Origin of the sequence: Alicyclobacillus vulcanalis, from assembly GCF_900156755.1 — a bacterium.
In the GTDB taxonomy this organism is placed as follows: Bacteria; Bacillota; Bacilli; order Alicyclobacillales; family Alicyclobacillaceae; genus Alicyclobacillus; species Alicyclobacillus vulcanalis.
Genome location: NZ_FTOO01000001.1, coordinates 210,601 through 225,641, shown reverse-complemented (window position 1 = coordinate 225,641; position 15,041 = coordinate 210,601). Strand labels below are relative to the sequence as shown.

Below are 15,041 nucleotides of genomic sequence, written 5' to 3'. Positions count from 1 at the left end.
TTGACGGCAAAATCGGCGTACAATGAAGTGGGCAGGCAGGATTTGTTGGACTGTTTCTTCCGTCTAGATTACCATAAAGTTGTGGATTCCGATCCCGGCGAGGCGGAAGGGGGGAAGCCTGTGTTCTCCAACTTCGCTTGGTCCTGGCTGGCACACGCGCTTCCGCGCGCTGCGTGGCTGCCTGTCCTGTGCGCCGTGGTATGGACGGCCATCTTTCTCCGCACCATTCCAGACCTCGTGCGCACGCCGCGCCTCCGGCCGCGCGAGGCTGTGCGCGCGAGCCCCAAGGACTGCGGGCGCGTCAGCGTCGTCGTGGCTGCGCGCGATGAGCGCGAACATATCGGCGAGACACTCGCCTCGCTGATGCGCCAGACGTATCCCGACCTCGAGATTATCGCCGTCGACGACCGGTCGAGCGACGGAACGGGCGACGTGATCGACCGGATGGCGGCAACGGACGCGCGCGTGATCCCGGTGCACGTCCACGAGTTGCCGCGGGGATGGCTCGGCAAGAATCACGCGCTCTACGCGGGAGCCATGCGCGCGACGGGCGACTGGCTGCTGTTTGCTGACGCGGATGTCCGGTTTTATCCAGACGCCATCGAGCGTGCCATGGCGTACGTGCACGCCCATCGCCTGCATCACCTGACGGTGGCGCCGCGGCTTCTGGCTTCCGGATACCTGCTCAAGCTGTTGACGGCCATGTACATCTTCAATTATGTGTTGTTCAAGCGCCCGCAAAGCGCGTACCGGCGGCGAACCCGGGCGCACGCGGGCATCGGGGCGTTCAATCTCGTCAGCCGCGAAGCGTACGAGCGCATCGGGACACACCGCGCCATCAGCTTGCGCCCGGACGACGATCTGCACCTCGGCAAACTGATCAAGCAGCGCGGATTCCGTCAGCGGTTTGTCGTGGCGCAGGACATGATCGAGATTGAATGGTATCCAAACTTGCGGGCGATGATCGTCGGCATGGAAAAGGCGCCTCTGCCGGCGTTTCACTATTCGGCCGTGCTCCTGACCGCCGCCATGGCGCTGATGATGGCGTTGTACACTCTGCCGTTTGCGGGCCTGGTCTTTGGCCCTGGGTGGTATCGATGGATTTACGCGTACGCACTGGTTCTCATGGGCATTTTATATGAACTTCATGCGGTCTTTCTTCGGCTGCCAAAGCACCAGTTTCTCATCCTGCCCGTCGGCATGCTCCTCTACAGCTACGCGTTCATTCGCTCGGCCGTGCTCGCGGTGCGGCGAGGCGGACTGGTGTGGCGAGACACGTTTTACACCCTGCGCGAGCTGCGCCGCGGGCTCTGAGCCCTGCGAGCCGGCGACGGCATCCATACGACGAAAGGCGTCCGCTTCCTTGAGAGGAGGCGCGACGCCTTTCCCGTGCATGTGCAAGCATCCGCTGAGATTCGCCCTGCCGGATCAACCGCCCGAGCTGATGAACCGGCGCGCACCGAGATACTTCGGTCCCCAGTACGAATTGAAGACGTTGTCGATGGAGACGCCCATGTCCTGCGCGTCGATCATCAGGCCATTGCCGATATAGATGCCGACGTGTGTCGCACCGGGCGCGTAGGTGCTGAAGAACACAAGGTCTCCTGGCTGGAGGTCATTTTGACTGACCGGCACGCCGACGGCAAACTGCTCTTCGGACGTCCGCGGAATTTGAATGCCGAAGTGGGAAAACACGTACTGCGTGAAGCCCGAGCAATCGAAGCCGCCCGGCGATTCGCCGCCCCAGACATAGGGCGTGCCCAAGAACTGTTCTGCGTAGCCGATGATGCTGTTGGGATCAGCCGGCACGAGCGCGGCCTGCTGCTGCGCCACGTACTGCGCGTTCGATTCCTTCTGCTCGGCTGCCGCCGTCGCCGCTTCGATGGCCTGGATGTCTGACTGCGTCAGTTGAATCTGGCTTTCGAGCATACCCTGTTGCTGTTTGCCCTGCTCAATGTCCTGAAGCACGGCATTCAGCTTCACCTGTTGCGCCTGTTTCAGCGCTTCATCCATGGCCTCCAGCTGATTCAGCTGTTGGCCCACCTGTTCAGCCTCTTGCTCCGCCGCCTGCACCTGATGCTGTTTTTCCACAATGGACGCCTGCAGCGCCTTGACCGACTGAACCACTTGGTCTTGGGTCTTGGAGACCACCGCGAGATCATACAGACGCGAGAGGAAATCCGTGAAGCTGGTGGCGTTGAACAAGACTTCGAGATACGACACGTTGCCGTCCTCATACTCGCCGCGAACGATCTGCGCGAGCTCTTCCTCGGCCTGATTCAGCTGTGCCTCGTTTTGCTGCAACTGAATGCCGAGTTGATGTTCCTGCTGACGAAGGGCCGCCATGCGCGCTTGGTTCGCCTGAATTTGCGCCTGTACGTTGTCGATGGAGACCTGGTAAGCGCGAATGGCGTTTTGCAGCGTCTGTTCTTTCACAGCGTCCTCAGAGAGCCGGCTCTCCACAGCCCGCTTTTGGCTCTGCAGCTGTGCGAGTTGCTGCTGCGCCTGAGAAAGCGTTTCCGCGTTCACGGGCTTGGGACAAGCGGCCAGCGACAGGACAGCGACGACCGACACGCCAGTCAACCATTTGGATTGGATCCGCATAATCGCTCCCCACAACCCCAAGTTTCGCGCGTTTGCGACAGGTTGTCCCGCGCAACGCACTTTCTCGCTACGAAACACGGATATTCGACACCTCGCGCGGAATTCCTGCTTGGCAGGGATCGATTTTTGACGGTGCGCTCGTCTCGCCGCGAGCCAAGCGACGCTCCAAGGCCGCTTTCGCGGCCGCGTTGCCGGGCCTGCGCCCCATGGCGCACCGGCCCCCAACGATTTTGAAGTTTTTTTGATAAAATGTCCGCGACAACGCTCATTTCAACCGGAATTCAAGCTTGGCTCCGTATGCTCGAATCACATTCGCGGCACGAAGAGCGGAGGGATGGCGATGGATTCGCAATGGGCAGAGCTTCTCAGGCTGCCGGAGCGACCCGAGAAGCCAAGGGACGTGGGTCTCTCGGTCGTGATCGACAACGGCGTGCCGGCCGGATGGTTTCGCGACGCGATGGAGTCAAACGGCGCGTGGATCGATGCCGTCAAGTTCGGCTGGGGAACGGCTCTCGTCACGCCGAGGCTCGAGGAGAAGCTGGACGTTCTCAACCGGCTCGGAATTCGCTATTTTTTTGGCGGGACGCTGTTTGAGAAGTTCCTGATACAGGGCCGGATCGACGACTATGAAGCGATGTGCCGCCACTACGGGTGCCGGGACGTCGAGATCTCCAACGGCACGGTACCGCTCGCCAACGCGGAGAAGGCGCGCCTCATCGAGCGATTCGCTCGCCAGTTCCGCGTGTGGAGCGAAGTCGGCTACAAGGACGTGAAACAGTCCCTCTTGCTTCCCCCGCACCGGTGGATCCAGTTTATCCGGGAGGACTTTTCGTCCGGCGCCTCGTATGTGATCACGGAAGCCCGTGAGTCGGGCACGAGCGGCATTTGCCGAGAAAACGGAGAGCTGCGCTTTGGGCTGATCGAAGAGATCCTCGAAGCTCACCTTGACACGAACCGGCTCGTCTTCGAGGCGCCCAACAAGGCGCTGCAGACGTATTTCATCGAAAAACTCGGGCCCAACGTGAATCTTGGCAACGTGGCCATCGCCGACGCCATCCCGCTCGAGACGCTGCGCAGAGGACTGCGGTCCGACACGTTTCTTCAGTTCGAGACGGGCGATGGGTCGCTGGCCGAAGCCGAGCCTGTAGCTTGGCAATCGTGAGGAGGTCTGTGCCGATGCGAAACCCGAACGACGTCTTTCACCTAGCCATTCCCGCGCGCGATCTCGACGAGGCCTTCGATTTCTACGTGAAGAAGCTCGGGTGCAAACTGGCGCGCCGCTATGACGACCGCATCACGCTCGACTTCTTTGGAGATCAGCTCGTCTGCCACCTGTCGGATCGGTGGGACCGCGAAGTCAGCATGTATCCGAGGCACTTCGGCGTCACGTTTCGAGACAAGCGCCACTTTGACAACCTGTACAAGCTTGCCAAGGAGCGGGGCCTTCCGTTTTACCGCGACTTGTCCCGCCGGTTCGAGGGTTTGATCGAAGAGCATGAGACGTTCTTTCTCATCGATCCGTCCAACAACCTGCTGGAATTCAAGTACTACTTCGACGACCGCATGATGTACTGACTAGCCCGCCCGCCGCGGCTTCGGTGGGCGCGCGGGCGCGCCTGGGCTCATGAGCGCGATGATGACGGCCGAGAGCGCAGGAATGGCGAGCCAGAGCACCATGACCACGAGCGGCCACACGTCGTCCACGGCCACGACCTCCGTCGACGTGTGAAACAGCCACAGGCTCACGACCAGCGCCAGCGAGCCCAAAGACGGGGCCACCTGAGCGGCCTGAAGCTGCGGCACGACCTGTCGCAGGCAGGCGATGGTGAAATACAGGTTCAGGGCAATCTTGATGACAATGGTCGGCAGCCAGATGCCCACGATGAGGATGTCGAACCGGTCCAAGAAGTCCGTCACCCGCACCTCGCGCACCGCTTCATAGGCGGGGTACATCAGATGGCCCGCGAGCGGGCTTCCCAGGTTGAGCTGGCAGATGACGAGCACGAACTCGAGAAACATGGCGGAAAACACGAGCGCAATCGATGCTTGCCGGAACGAAAATCGCTCGTGCGAGAAGAGCAGCGGCAGGATGGTGATGCTCCCGATGGCGTTCAACGCATACCACACGCCAATCAGGGGCCGCTCCAGGCCGTACTCGAAAAACGGCTGCAGGTATTGCCAGCTCAGGTCCGGGATCAAGAGCGCCCCGCAAAACACCGCGAAGAGGAGAAACACCGGCAGGTACAGCTCCGTCATGCGCGCAATGACCTCAATGCCGCCGCGCACCATGAACACGCAGGTCGCGATGATGAGCGCCCCGACCACCACCGCAGGCGTCACCGGCAGGAAGACCACGCTCACAAAATCCACCCCGAGCCGCACGTCCTTCGCCATGACGATGAGCGAAAAGGTGACGTACAAGAGGAGGACCGTCTTCCCCAGCCAGCCGAACTTCTCGACGATGAGCGTCAGCAAATCCTTCCCCGGGTTCCGGGCCAGCGCGCGATCCGTCAGCCACAAGACCAAGACCATGGCGAGGCTGCACATCGGCACGCCGACCCACGCGTCCTGCTTGGCGGATCGAAGAATTTGCCCCGGCCAAGTCACCAGCGTCGCGGAAAAGACGTAGCAAAAGCCCATGAGCACCACTTGCCTGGACGACACCTGATTCATCCGCGTTCACCTCACGTGAAAAGGCTTGGGCAACCACGCGAAGGACGTGTGCACGTTCGGGAAGACGTTCGACACCACCCACGCCCCCGCGGCCATGGTCATCATGGCGATCATCGCCACCTGCGTCGGCCGATTCGCGCGTTTCCATTCGTTCCATTGCAGGGCGCAGAGCGCCGCGATGAACGCGGCCGCTTCGACAAAGTTGACGATCACGACTTCAGATCCTCCTCCGGGATGGCGACGGGTGACGTGGCGTTGCCGCTGTTGCGCAAATCGAGCTCGACGTGGACGGAGACGGGAATGTGCGCATAGAGCGATTCGCGCCAGTCCGCCTTGCGCGCGTGCCACAGCGCAGGATAGAGCCGGTACACGCGGTTGCACAACCCGACAGGGTCCGCCCGCATCTCCTGAAGGGCGCGCATACCCGACGCGATTTCATTGGCAATGGCCGCGGAGGCCTCGTGCTCGAGCCGCGGCAAGTTCCTCGTGATTTCATACATGTAGGGCGAGGTATTTTCGGCAAGCGTGCCCATCGCCTTGACGGTGATGCGGCACGAGACGTGATCGCCATCGCGGTGCATGGCGACCCGCGTCCGGTAGCGGGTGACGATGACGGAGACGTGACCCGAGCCGCGCGGCGCGTTCACGGTGATGGTCGGCCGCTTGACTTCGCCGAGTGCGAACAACACGCCCTCCGCCTGCGGGCCCTTCAGCATGCCCACCATGCGCGGACCGCGAAAGATGGCGAGCCCGGTGACCTTGACGTAGGTCTGCCTGCGCGCCTCGTCGCCCGGCGTGGTCTCGATGACCGACACCAGCGGCATGTACGGGTCCTGCCCCTCGGCCAACAGCGCCTCCGTCACCCGCTTGACCGTGCGGGGATGGCGCTCGGCCTGGCTCGCGAGCTCGCGCAGAAACTCGGCGGGCGTCTTCTCCATGCTCGACTCCGTGTTCAGCACGTCTGCCCCAGGGCCCTCGCTCACCACCAGGTACGTGGTCATCCGGTTCTGCGGGACGCGCGCCATGACGTCGATGGCCTGCGCGATGTTGTCGCGCGCGAGCTCCTCGCCAAAGACGAACACGCGCATGTGCGCGAAATACAGCTGGCGCGACATGGCGCGCTGCTCGTCCGCATTGGCCTGCCTGAACGTGTCCCCCACCGTCGAGTCGATGAAATACGCCTTGCTGCCGCTCGATCCGCCACCGCCGCCAAGATTGCCCACCGTCGAAATCTTTCCGGGCAGCGGCATCTCCACGGTCACGCGGTACTTTCCGTCCTCGGTGCGATCCGCCGCGCAGGCGGTGACAAAGGCCATGTCGTTGATTTCGCGCCGATCCCAGCAGCCCGAGACGAGCGGCACAAGCGCCGCCGCCAAGAGGCCCACCGCCCACTTTCGCGTCTTCGCGCGCATCTTCGCGTCACCCCATCACTGCGGGTTGCCCTCCGGGCGAGGCATCATTTGCTTGTTCATCCGCTTGCGATTCTGGTGCGCGTACGAGGACGGCCGATAGACCATCTGCCACCACGGCGGCCGCACAAACAGGTCCTTGACCTCCTGGCGCTTGTAGGGCGCAAAACCGGACAGGTAGGGCACGCCAAACGAGCGCAGCTTGCACAGGTGCACCGTCACCCACATGACGCCGATCACGAGGCCAAACATGCCGAGCACGGCGCCGAGCAGCATCATGGGAAAGCGCAAAAGCCGGATCGCAATTGCGGCATTGTAGCGGGGCACCGTGAACGAGGCGATGCCCGTCAGCGCCACGATGATGACCATGGGCGCCGAGACAATGCCCGCTTCGACGGCCGCCTCGCCAATCACCAGGGCGCCGAGGATGCTCACCGCGTGGCCCACCGCGCGCGGAAGGCGGATGCCTGCCTCGCGCAGCGCTTCGAACGTGAGCTCCATGATGAGGGCCTCGATGATGGCCGGAAACGGAATGCTCTCTCGCGCCGCCGCGATGCTGATGACGAGATTGGTGGGCAGCATGTCCTGATGATAGGTCGTCACGGCGATGTACATGGCCGGAAGAAACAATGCGATGAAGAGCGACACATAGCGCAGGACGCGCACAAGGTAGACCAAGAAAAATCGCTCGTAGTAGTCCTCGCTCGCCTGCAGGAACTGCCACCATGTGACCGGAGCCACGAGTGCAAACGGCGTGCCGTTGGTCAGAATGGCGAAGCGGCCCTCGAGAAGCTGCGCCGCGACCGTATCCGGCCGCTCCGAATATTGAAATTGGGGAAACGGGGACAGCGGCTGGTCCTCGATCAACTCTTCGAGATACCCGCTCTCGAGGACGCCGTCGATTTCGATGCCCTCGATGCGGCGCTTGGCCTCGGCGATGACCTTTTCGTCCGCCAGCCCCTCGACGTACACGAGCCGGACCTCGGTCTTCGTGTACTTGCCGATGTAGTACGGCACAGACTTCAGCTTCGGCGTGCGCAGCTTCTGGCGCAAAAGCGACATGTTGAGCGCGATGTCTTCCGTGAAGCCCTCGCGCGGGCCGCGCACGACCGACTCCGTTTCGGGTTCTGAAATGGCCCGCCGCGGCGGAGAGGTGGTGGTGAGCGACACGGCCGCGTCAAAGCCGTCCACAAACAGCACCGCGCGACCGAGGACGATCGCGTCCACCACGTCGTCCACCGTCTGCACCACGTCCGCCTGGGCCGCCGGCAACGACCGCCCGGCGAGCTCTTTGGGGTCGTAGTCGCGAACGGTGTGCGGGTGGAAGGCGGTGAGAAGCGGGACCAGGGCGCCCTCGCTCAGCTCATCGAGTTCGACCATGCCCGTGAAGTACACGAGCGCACCGCGGCGCCCGGCCTCGAGTTCAAAATGGCGAAACTGGACGTCCGAGCAACCATCGAACAGGTTTTGCAGGACGCTGAGGTTGTCCTCCAGTCCGCGATGCAGCCGCTCCTTGGCGGCGTTGCCGCCCGGCTCGGACTGGGCCCCGGGCGACCGGTTGGACGCGGCACTTGCCGGCGCCTGCGGCGACGACGCGCGGGGCCGCCGTTTCGCCGAACCGTTCGTCGCACCCTCGGCCTGCTGCGCCGGCTGGGGCTCGCCTCCGCTCACCGCCCCTTCGCGTTCGCGGCCCTGGCTGTCCGGTGCCGCGCGCTGTTCAGGCGGCGCCTCGTGGCTTTTCGCCCCTCGCTGTCGCCGCCGAATGCGCACACCACTTTTCACCTCTATCACCTCCTTGGCTTATTGTATGGAATATGTACCCATTTGATACAGAAACGTGTGCGCATGAACGGGCGTTGGGCCGCCGCAGTGCAACGTTTCCACCGGGATGCGCGCAGGAGCTCTGCGCAAGAGGTGTGCGGAGGCGCTAAGACAAAAAGGCAGCCCCCGTGCGCTTGGCGCGCAGGGGCTGCCTTGATCCAGGTCTCGTTCGCGCCGCTCAATAGCCGAACGGATTGGTGGAATTGAACGGGTTCGGGAAGATGCTCCCGCCGCCCGACGAGAACGGATTCTGCGACGACTGATTCGCCGAATTGCCGCTTTCCGTCGTGTTCGGCGACTCTTCCTCCCCAATCTTGATTTGCAGCGTGAGCTTCCGATCGCCTCGGTAGACGACGATGGGCACCGTCTGACCGGGTTTCAGCGTGAACAGCTCCGTCCGCAAGTCGGCGATCGACTGAACGGTTTTCCCATTGAGGGCGATGATCACGTCGCCCTGCTGGAGGCCGGCGCGCTTGGCGTTGGCAGAGTCCACCGACTCGATGTACACGCCGTAATCCACCGGAATGTTGTTCGGCAGATACCCGCTCGGGATGCTCGACAGGTCGATGCCCTCGATGCCGAGCGCCGGGTGAACGGCGTGGCCGGTTTTGATGATTTGGAACGCGATATTGAGGACTTCATTCGACGGAATGGCGAAGCCCATGCCCTCGAAGTTCGGCGCGACGATCTTGCTACAGTTGATGCCGACCACCTGCCCGGCTGCATTCAGGAGCGGGCCGCCGCTGTTGCCGGGGTTGATGGCCGCGTCCGTCTGAATCACCGGCTGATAGTCGAGCACCGCGTCCGATGTCGGGTCTTCCACCGGCATCATGCGCTGATCGCCGCTGATGATGCCCGCTGTCACCGTATCGGCGAAATCGAGGCCCATCGGCGTGCCGATGGCGATGGCGGGCTCACCCACCTGAATGTCGTCCGAGTTGGCGAACTGAGCCGGTTGGATGCCCGGGAACGCCGAGACGGGCACCCGCAGGACGGCGAGATCCGTGTACGGATCTGTCCCCACCACCGTCGCGTTGACGCGCTTGTTGGTCATGAGGACAATCTGCACCTTCGATCCGCCCTGCACCACGTGGTTGTTGGTGACGATGTAGGCGTTGTTCCCGCTCTTGTAGAAGTACACGCCGGAGCCGATGTCGGACTCCTGCGTCTGCGACTGCTGCGTGAAGAAGTTGCTGGTGGTGGTGTAGTTGACCACCGCCACCACGTCGGGCTCGACCTTCTTGACCACCTGCGTGATGTCGTCGTTGATGTTGACGTTCACCGACATCGGTTTGGTCGTGGAGGCCGGCGGGACGGTGTTGCTCGTCGAGTTGAGTGGCGACAAACCACCGCTGCGGGTGGCGGCGACCACGCCGAGCGTCGCACCCGCGCCGACGAGCGCGGACACAATGACGGTCACAATCCAGCGAAGCGTCCCGCCGGATTCGTAGAAGAAGCCTTGATCAGAGCGCGGACGGTAAAAGCGCATCGAAGATCACCCTTTATCCAGGTCTTGACCTTTTCTGCGCTTAGTATGCTTCTTCAACCTTGAAACCGCATCGAAACCCTCACAGGCCGTCCTCCACCGCGGCCGCGGCCGCCATTTCGCCGCTTCGCACCGCACCCTCCAGACAGGCTGGCCAGCCCGTATCCACCCAGTCCCCCGCCAGGTACAGACCTCGCAGCCGGGATCGCACCCCGGGGCGCCGCATGCCGAGGCCCGGTTGGGCCAGAAAGGTCGCCTTCGGCTGCCAGACCACCTTCCGCCAGACGGCGGGCGTCCCTCGGGCGGCCGGGAACATGTCCGCCACGGCTCTCTCAACTGTGCGCGCGATCTCGTCCGCATCCCACGCCCGGTACCGATCCGCCGCGGAGACGGAGATGGACAGCAGGCGCCCGTCGCGCTCTGCGTCGCCAAGCAGGCGCCCGCGGTTAAACACAAACATGCCGCCCATGGCGAACGAGGCCGCGACCTCGGGGTCCATCACGGGCGCTTCGTACTCGATATACACGTTGAGAATCGGGCTATAGCGCACCTGGTCAAGCCAGGCCGCGGACGAAAGGGCCCCGTCTGGGAGGAGGGCTCGCGCCTGATCGTGCGGCGCGGCGAGGATGACCCGCGACGCGCCGAGGTGAGATCCGTCCGCGAGCACCACGCCCGTCGCCCCGCCTTCGTCCGCCGTGACGGCCACGGCGCGGCCGCGGTGAACGGCGACGCCTTGCGCCGCGAGCGATGCGCATGCCTCTGCGGCGAGATCGCCCAAGGGTCGGGTGAAGAGCCCGAGGCGAGCTGGCTCGGGGCCGCGGAGAAACCCGATTTGAAACGCCTCGACGGCGAGACCGGCGGAAATCTGGTCGGCGTGGCCGTTGAGAATGGCCGTGCCGACGAGATCCCACACCCGCTCGACGACTTCGTCCGACTGCCCGTGGTGCTCGAGAAACGCCCGGAACGAGAGCGAGTCGAGCTCTTCGGGGCGCGCCGACATCATCGCCAAGGCGGCCCGAGCGATGCGCAGGCGCCCGTCGAGCGAGACGTGGCTGTAGCGAAGAAGCGACGGCACGAGGTGAAGGGGTCCCGGGAGGCGGCGGCTCTCGATGGTCGACCAACGCCCGTCGGCGTGGACGGGGATCGACAGGAGCGGCTGAAAGCGCACGCCGGGATCGCGCGTCAACGCGGCGAGGAGGCGGGAAAACGCCGTGCAACAGCCGAGCAGCACGTGCTGGCCGTTGTCGAGGACGTGACCCGATTCCCGGTCGGCAAAGGAAAAGGCGCGGCCGCCCACGTGCGGCGCGCGCTCCAAAAGGACGATTTGCCTCCCGGGTACGCCGGCCGAAAGCAGGTGATGCGCGGCGCTCAAGCCTGCCCAGCCGGCGCCTACGATGATGATCCGATTGCGCGCCTGTTCCATAAGACCCCCCACACGAGCCGTAATTTCTGCGATCCGCTTAACGAGATGCGCTCGTCGAACACGCGAAATCCGCGCGCCTCGATCTTGTCCAGGAGCCGCCGATACATGATGTAGAGCATGCTCAGGCAGCGCAGACTGTCCGGCTCCACGAGCGAAAACAGCTCCGCGGCCCGCGCGTAGTACGCCTTCGCCCGCTCGGCCTGTGCTCGCATGAGGGCGAAAAAGGCTGGGGTCACGCGGCGCTGGACGAGATCGGCGAAGGAGTAACCGTACCGCTCCATCTCCTCCTCCGGGAGATAGACGCGATCGCGCGCGAGGTCTTCGCCGAGATCGCGCAGGATGTTGGTCAGCTGCAGCGCTCGCCCCATGTCGATGGCGAGCTCGAGGGCCCGGCCATCGCGGTAGCCGAAGATATGGACGCACATGAGTCCGACGGTGCCCGCGACGTCGTCGCAGTACGCCTCGAGATCGGCGAGCGTGCGCAGGCGGACGGGCTCCATGTCGAGCCGCATGCCGCGGACGAGGTGGGCAAACGGCTCCTGGGGAATGCCGAACCGCCGGACGGCGTCTCCGAGCGCGAGGACGACGGGCTCGGCGGACGCGTGGTAGTCGTCCGCGTACGCGGCGCGGTAGATGCGCTCGGCCGTCGCGAGATGGGACAGGGCGTCGGCGCCTGTGTGATCGTCCACCGCGTCGTCGCACAGCCGGCTCCACGCGTAGATGGCGTACATGGCGCGGCGTTTGGCGGGCGGAAGCATGCGCATGCCGTAGTAGAACGAGCTGCCGGCTTCGCGCGTGCGCCGCGCACAGTGTTCATAAGCCTCGGTGAGATTCATGCCGACCCTCCTTCGCCTTTCGCGCGGCCCGCGAGCACCGAGAGCGCGATGCGGAGTTTTTGCCCGCCCGAGACCACGGGGCGGCCGGCAAAGGGGTTGAAGCCTTGGCGGCGAATGGCCGCCAAGATGGCCTCGCCGCCGAGGCGATACAGTTTCAACTGACGCGCAAGGGGCGAAGGCACGAGCGATTCGAGCCTGCGGCCCTCGTCGAAGAGCGCCTGCGCGCGGTCGACCTCGAGCTCGATGCATCGGCGCACACCCTCTGTGGCGCGCCGCAAACGGATGTCGTCGAGCGAAGCGCCGAATTGCTCGAGGTCCGCGCGGGGCACGTAGATGCGGCCGAGGGCGAGATCGCGCTCGATGTCCTGCATGTGATTGGCCACCTGAAGGGCGGTGCAGGTGGCGTCGGAAAGCGCGGCCCGTTCGTCGTCCAAAAGCCCGAAGACGCCGAGCACGAGACGGCCGACGGGATCCGCCGAGTAGCGGCAGTAGTCGCGCAGGTCGTCCCAGGTCTCGTACGTGTGTTGGCGCTGATCGCGCCGGTTGGCCTCGATGAGCCGAAGAAAAGGTTCCATCGGCAGGCGGCAGCTCGCGATGGTGTATTGAAGGGCGCGGAACGCGGGCGTCGTGGCCTCGCCCGCGAACGCGCGCCGCAGCTCCTGCTCAAAGGCGTCGAGAGCCGCCAGGCGGTCGCCCGGAAACTCGTCGCCGAGATCGTCCACGCCGCGACAAAAGGCATAAATCGAATAAAAGTGCGGACGAAGTTGGCGCGGGACGAACATCGACACGACGGAAAAGTTCTCGTAATGCGCCCGCGTGAGCTGGCGGCAGACCTCGAAGTCGCCTTGAAGCTCCGTTGGCACGCCCACCATCGCCATCCTCACCTGCGCTCCATGGCCTGCTTGTAGCGCCCGAGCGCGAGCGTGGGGAACACGTGCCGGTACATGGTGTAGCCGAGATAAAAGTCGCCCGGGAACCCCGTGCCCGTGTAGTACGGTTCATCCCAACCGCCGTCCGCGCGCTGCGTCTCGACCAGATACTCGACACCTCGGCGCGCCGCCGCCGACTCCGCGCGGCCGCCCGCGATAAGCGCCATCAAGGCCCAGGCCGTCTGCGAAGGCGTGCTCGGCCCCTTGCCCGCGTACGATGGATCCTCGTATGAGCGGCAATCCTCGCCCCATCCGCCATCCGGGTTTTGATGCTGCTCCACCCAGTCGAGCGCCTTCTGAATGAACGGCTCGCGCATGTCGATCCCGACGGCTTTCAGCGCGGGCACCACGGCACCCGTTCCGTACAGGTAGTTCACGCCCCAGCGGCCGAACCAACTGCCGTCCGGCTTCTGCTCGCGCTTGAGATACTCCACGGCGCGGCGAATCACCTTCCAGGCGTCGTCGTAGCCGAAGCTTCCGAAGCACTCGAGCACGTGCGCCGTGACGTCTTCCGACGGCGGATCGGTGACCTCGCCGAAGTCGCAGAAGGGAATGTGGTTGGGCAAATCGCTTGTGTTGTCGACGTCGTAGGCGCCCCAGCCGCCGTTTGAGCTCTGCATGCCGACGATCCAGCGAAAGCCGCGGGTCATGGCTTCCCGCCTGCGCCGCTCGTCCGGCAGGCGCAAGCTGTTCAGCGCCCAAACGACCACCGCCGTATCATCGACGTCGGGATAGTAGACGTTGTCAAACTGGAAAGCGAAGCCGCCGGGTTTGAGGTTGGGGCGCTTGACGCTCCAGTCGCCCGGCACGGTGATTTGCCGGTCGAGCAGCCACTCGCCCGCCTTGACCAAGCGGTCGTGATCGGCCGAAAGTCCAGCGGCTCGGAGCGCGAGCACGGCGAGCCCCGTGTCCCACACGGGCGAGATGGAGGCCTGAAACATCCAGCCGCCGTAATCCAGGTCCACGCCGTAGAGTTCGAGGCCCTCCCACCCCTTCTTGAACGCGGGATGCTGGGTCATGTCGAGGATCTTGAGGGCGATGAGCGCGTAAAACCATGGAGGCTGAATGCCGCCCCAGCTGCCGTCGCCCGCCTGCCGCTCGAGCAACCAATCCAGCGCGCGCATCTCGGCGGCGCGTCGAAACGGGTGGACAGACCACTTCTGGTACCCGTGCAGCAAGTGGTCCAGGACGTCAAACATCCGTCCGCCCCCGCCCTTCGCACCTCTGCGCCGCGGCGGCACGTCGGTCTCGTACAGCTCGGGCACCCGCGCCCGCTCCGGCAATGGATAGACCGGCTGGCGGCTCATGACGATGGACAGCGCCACCACCGTCGCCCGCGCCCAGGAGCCAAACTCGTAGATGTTGAGCGGCATCCGCTTGCCGAGCAGCATGATCTCCGGCGGCACCATGGGCACCTTCTCCCACGGATACTCCCCGACGAGCGCGAGCCACATGCGCGTGAAGACGCGAGACGACTCGATCCCGCCTTGGCTCTGAATGAACCGGAGCGCCTTCTGCATCGGTTCCTCGTCCGGCGACATGCCGATGTACTTGAGGGCCACGTAGGCTTCGATGGTCGTGTCGAGATCCGGCGGCCCCCCCGGATACAAGGCCCAGGTCCCGTCCTCCCGCTGCTCGTGGAGGAGATACCGCCGAATTTTCTCCATGCGCTCTGGATGGACGCGATCGAGAATGTGGCACAACAAGACGTATTCCGCTTCCATGGTGACGTTACTCAGAAGAGGCCCCCACCAGTAGCCTTCGTCCTTCTGGCAGGAGAGGAGATATTCCGCCGCGCGGTCCAACGCCCGCGCGTAGGCCGGCGCTTCCACCAACTGCTCAGCCATCCGACCCTCCCCC

General features: G+C 64.1%; 13 protein-coding genes. 3 read left to right on the top strand and 10 right to left on the bottom strand.

Annotated features, from left to right (window positions below; all coding sequences use genetic code 11):
• The first annotated feature begins 120 nt into the window (after window positions 1-120).
• A complete protein-coding gene (locus BW934_RS01100) occupies window positions 121-1,314 on the top strand; it encodes a glycosyltransferase family 2 protein (protein ID WP_076344196.1) in 1,194 nt (397 codons plus the stop codon).
• A 114-nt stretch (window positions 1,315-1,428) separates the two neighbouring features.
• On the opposite strand, the gene BW934_RS01095 is transcribed toward BW934_RS01100, so the two are convergent.
• Window positions 1,429-2,604 carry a C40 family peptidase gene (locus tag BW934_RS01095; RefSeq protein ID WP_076344194.1) on the bottom strand — a complete coding sequence of 392 codons (1,176 nt, stop codon included), beginning with the start codon at window positions 2,602-2,604 and terminating at the stop codon, window positions 1,429-1,431.
• A 340-nt stretch (window positions 2,605-2,944) separates the two neighbouring features.
• Between BW934_RS01095 and BW934_RS01090 the strand changes: the two genes are divergently transcribed.
• Both BW934_RS01090 and BW934_RS01085 read left to right on the top strand, forming a co-directional pair.
• Window positions 2,945-3,766 (top strand): phosphosulfolactate synthase, encoded by an 822-nt coding sequence (locus tag BW934_RS01090; RefSeq protein ID WP_076344676.1) that lies wholly within the window; start codon window positions 2,945-2,947, stop codon window positions 3,764-3,766.
• Window positions 3,767-3,780: 14 nt separating this feature from the next.
• Entirely contained in the window at window positions 3,781-4,179 is a 399-nt protein-coding gene (locus BW934_RS01085) for a VOC family protein (protein ID WP_076344192.1), read from the top strand.
• Here BW934_RS01085 and BW934_RS01080 read toward each other — a convergent pair whose 3' ends face one another.
• From BW934_RS01080 to shc, 9 genes are all read right to left on the bottom strand, one after another.
• Window positions 4,180-5,277 (bottom strand): GerAB/ArcD/ProY family transporter, encoded by a 1,098-nt coding sequence (locus BW934_RS01080; protein WP_076344190.1) that lies wholly within the window; start codon window positions 5,275-5,277, stop codon window positions 4,180-4,182. It lies immediately after the preceding gene.
• Between the two features lie 6 nt (window positions 5,278-5,283).
• Window positions 5,284-5,490, bottom strand: coding sequence for a hypothetical protein (locus tag BW934_RS01075; RefSeq protein WP_076344188.1), 207 nt, complete (start codon window positions 5,488-5,490; stop codon window positions 5,284-5,286).
• A complete protein-coding gene (locus BW934_RS01070) occupies window positions 5,487-6,689 on the bottom strand; it encodes a Ger(x)C family spore germination protein (RefSeq protein WP_076344185.1) in 1,203 nt (400 codons plus the stop codon). Before BW934_RS01070 ends, BW934_RS01075 begins: the two co-directional genes overlap by 4 nt.
• Window positions 6,690-6,704: 15 nt before the next feature.
• A complete protein-coding gene (locus BW934_RS01065) occupies window positions 6,705-8,357 on the bottom strand; it encodes a spore germination protein (protein WP_407639940.1) in 1,653 nt (550 codons plus the stop codon).
• A 328-nt stretch (window positions 8,358-8,685) separates the two neighbouring features.
• A complete protein-coding gene (locus tag BW934_RS01060; protein WP_076344183.1) occupies window positions 8,686-9,996 on the bottom strand; it encodes a S1C family serine protease in 1,311 nt (436 codons plus the stop codon).
• A gap of 79 nt (window positions 9,997-10,075) precedes the next feature.
• Window positions 10,076-11,416, bottom strand: a complete 1,341-nt coding sequence (gene hpnE, locus BW934_RS01055) for a hydroxysqualene dehydroxylase HpnE (protein ID WP_076344181.1) — start codon at window positions 11,414-11,416, stop codon at window positions 10,076-10,078.
• The gene (locus tag BW934_RS01050) at window positions 11,383-12,252 is read right to left on the bottom strand and encodes a phytoene/squalene synthase family protein (protein WP_076344179.1); all 870 of its coding nucleotides are present in this window, start codon (window positions 12,250-12,252) and stop codon (window positions 11,383-11,385) included. The genes hpnE and BW934_RS01050 overlap by 34 nt, the downstream gene beginning before the upstream one ends.
• Complete coding sequence (gene hpnC, locus BW934_RS01045; RefSeq protein WP_076344672.1) at window positions 12,249-13,124, bottom strand: squalene synthase HpnC; 876 nt, start codon at window positions 13,122-13,124, stop codon at window positions 12,249-12,251. The genes BW934_RS01050 and hpnC overlap by 4 nt, the downstream gene beginning before the upstream one ends.
• Window positions 13,125-13,132: 8 nt before the next feature.
• Window positions 13,133-15,028 (bottom strand): squalene--hopene cyclase, encoded by a 1,896-nt coding sequence (gene shc / locus BW934_RS01040; protein ID WP_076344177.1) that lies wholly within the window; start codon window positions 15,026-15,028, stop codon window positions 13,133-13,135.
• Window positions 15,029-15,041: the final 13 nt, after the last annotated feature.

Bases quoted from the DNA above. Each gene is read 5' to 3' on its own strand.
- BW934_RS01095 (WP_076344194.1), bottom strand. From the start codon at position 2,604: ATGCGGATCCAATCCAAATGGTTGACTGGCGTGTCGGTCGTCGCTGTC.
- BW934_RS01090 (WP_076344676.1), top strand. From the start codon at position 2,945: ATGGATTCGCAATGGGCAGAGCTTCTCAGGCTGCCGGAGCGACCCGAG.
- BW934_RS01085 (WP_076344192.1), top strand. From the start codon at position 3,781: ATGCGAAACCCGAACGACGTCTTTCACCTAGCCATTCCCGCGCGCGAT.
- BW934_RS01080 (WP_076344190.1), bottom strand. From the start codon at position 5,277: ATGAATCAGGTGTCGTCCAGGCAAGTGGTGCTCATGGGCTTTTGCTAC.
- BW934_RS01070 (WP_076344185.1), bottom strand. From the start codon at position 6,689: ATGCGCGCGAAGACGCGAAAGTGGGCGGTGGGCCTCTTGGCGGCGGCG.
- BW934_RS01060 (WP_076344183.1), bottom strand. From the start codon at position 9,996: ATGCGCTTTTACCGTCCGCGCTCTGATCAAGGCTTCTTCTACGAATCC.
- hpnE (WP_076344181.1), bottom strand. From the start codon at position 11,416: ATGGAACAGGCGCGCAATCGGATCATCATCGTAGGCGCCGGCTGGGCA.
- BW934_RS01050 (WP_076344179.1), bottom strand. From the start codon at position 12,252: ATGAATCTCACCGAGGCTTATGAACACTGTGCGCGGCGCACGCGCGAA.
- hpnC (WP_076344672.1), bottom strand. From the start codon at position 13,124: ATGGTGGGCGTGCCAACGGAGCTTCAAGGCGACTTCGAGGTCTGCCGC.
- shc (WP_076344177.1), bottom strand. From the start codon at position 15,028: ATGGCTGAGCAGTTGGTGGAAGCGCCGGCCTACGCGCGGGCGTTGGAC.